At 73.7% G+C, this 1104-nt stretch carries 2 protein-coding genes; one reads left to right on the forward strand and one right to left on the reverse strand.

Features of this window, described 5'->3' with window-relative positions; genetic code table 11:
• The first annotated feature begins 199 nt into the window (after positions 1-199).
• Positions 200-871, forward strand: coding sequence for an ABC transporter ATP-binding protein (locus ESO86_RS17415; protein WP_129236009.1), 672 nt, complete (start codon positions 200-202; stop codon positions 869-871).
• 6 nt (positions 872-877) lie between these two features.
• Here the strand turns inward: ESO86_RS17415 and ESO86_RS17420 are convergent.
• The coding region (locus ESO86_RS17420; protein WP_165308326.1) for a response regulator transcription factor at positions 878-1104 on the reverse strand (227 nt) is incomplete at its 5' end.

Consider the following 1104-nt stretch of genomic DNA (forward strand, 5'->3'; position numbering starts at 1 on the left):
TCACCGTGACGGTCGTCGCGCTCGCGGTCGGCCTGGCGGTCCTCGGCGGCCTCCTCGCCGGGGCGATCGGCGGATGGCGCGCGAGCCGGCTCCGCCCCGCCGAGGCGCTGCGCAGCGTCGCCTGACGACTCCGACCGCACCGACGCGCACCGCGCGGCATCCGTCGCCAGACCACCGGACACCGGAAAGGACCACCCGCATGTACACCCTCGAGAACGTCACGAAGACCTATCGACGGAAGGACCGCACGATCCACGCGCTGACGGACGTCAGCCTCACGATCCCGACCGGTCAGCTCGTCGCGATCCAGGGCCCGACGGGCGGCGGCAAGTCCACGCTGCTGCAGATGCTCGGCGCGCTCGACCGTCCGACGTCTGGGCGCATCGCACTCGGCGAGGCCGACCTCTCGGGCATGCCCGATGCGAAGCTCGGCCGGATCCGGGCGAGCGAGATCGGCTTCGTGTTCCAGGGCTTCAACCTCATCCCCACCCTCTCCGCGCGCGAGAACGTCGAGACCGCGCTCGAGCCCCTCGGCGTCCCGACCGAGGAGCGCCGTCGCCGCGCGACCACGGCCCTCGAGTCCGTCGGACTCGGCGACCGCGCGCACCACGTCCCGAGCGAGCTCTCGGGAGGGCAGCAGCAGCGCGTCGCCATCGCCCGCGCGCTCGTCAAGGAACCGGAGGTGCTCCTCGCCGACGAGCCCACCGGCAACCTCGACGAGCAGACGCGCGACGAGATCATGGACCTCCTCGAGGGGCTCCACCGCGACCGCGGGCTCACGGTGGTGATCGTCACCCACGACTCGGCCGTCGCGAGGCGCGCCGAACGTCGGCTGCACCTCACGCACGGAACGGTGACCGAGCGGGCGTAGCCGGCCTCAGATGAGCCCGGTCCGCAGGGCCCAGGCCGCCGCCGCGGCTCGCGAGGGCACCCCCAGTCGGGAGCGGATGTTCGCGACGTGCCGGTGGACCGTGTGGACCGAGAGCACGAGGTGCGCGGCGATCTCGGCATCGGTCTCGCCGCGGGCGACGAGCCGAAGCACCTCGCGCTCGCGTTCGGTGAGGTGCGGTGTCCCGCTCGCCGCCGCGGCCGCGCCGCCGGGCG

Source organism: Agromyces binzhouensis (assembly GCF_004135055.1).
Taxonomy (GTDB): Bacteria; Actinomycetota; Actinomycetes; order Actinomycetales; family Microbacteriaceae; genus Agromyces; species Agromyces binzhouensis.

Bases quoted from the DNA above. Each gene is read 5' to 3' on its own strand.
- ESO86_RS17415 (WP_129236009.1), top strand. From the start codon at position 200: ATGTACACCCTCGAGAACGTCACGAAGACCTATCGACGGAAGGACCGC.